Origin of the sequence: Streptomyces sp. HSW2009 (genome assembly GCF_040240285.1) — a bacterium.
In the GTDB taxonomy this organism is placed as follows: Bacteria; Actinomycetota; Actinomycetes; order Streptomycetales; family Streptomycetaceae; genus Streptomyces.
In genome coordinates this window covers 1-425 of sequence record NZ_JBEHZD010001166.1, presented here as the reverse complement: position 1 = coordinate 425, position 425 = coordinate 1, and the positions used below count along the sequence as shown (strand labels likewise).

The window sequence follows — 425 nt, the reverse complement described above, 5'->3', positions numbered from 1 at the left end:
GATGTGTTGTTGGCGGTGACGACGGTGGGGTTTGATATTGCGGGGTTGGAGTTGTTTGGTCCGTTGGTGGTGGGTGGTTGTGTGGTGGTGGTGGGTCGTGAGGTGGTGCGGGATGTGGTGGGGTTGTGTGGTGTGGTGGTGGGTGAGGGTGTGTCGGTGATGCAGGGGACGCCGAGTTTGTGGCGTGGGGTGTTGGGGGCTGTGGAGTCGGGTGTGGTGGATGGTGTGGAGTCTGGTGGTGGGGTGTTGTCGGGGGTTCGGGTGTTGGTGGGTGGTGAGGTGTTGCCGGTGGATGTGGCGCGGGGTTTGGTGGGTCGGGCTGAGCGGGTGGTGAATGTGTATGGGCCCACGGAGACGACGATTTGGTCGACGGCTGGTTGGGTTGAGGGTGTGGGTGTGCCGGGGATTGGTGGTCCGGTGGCGAA

General features: G+C 63.3%; 1 protein-coding gene. It reads left to right on the top strand.

Features of this window, described 5'->3' with window-relative positions:
* A partial coding sequence (locus AAHZ94_RS35055) for an AMP-binding protein (RefSeq protein ID WP_349997683.1) occupies positions 1-425 on the top strand: 425 nt, incomplete at both ends.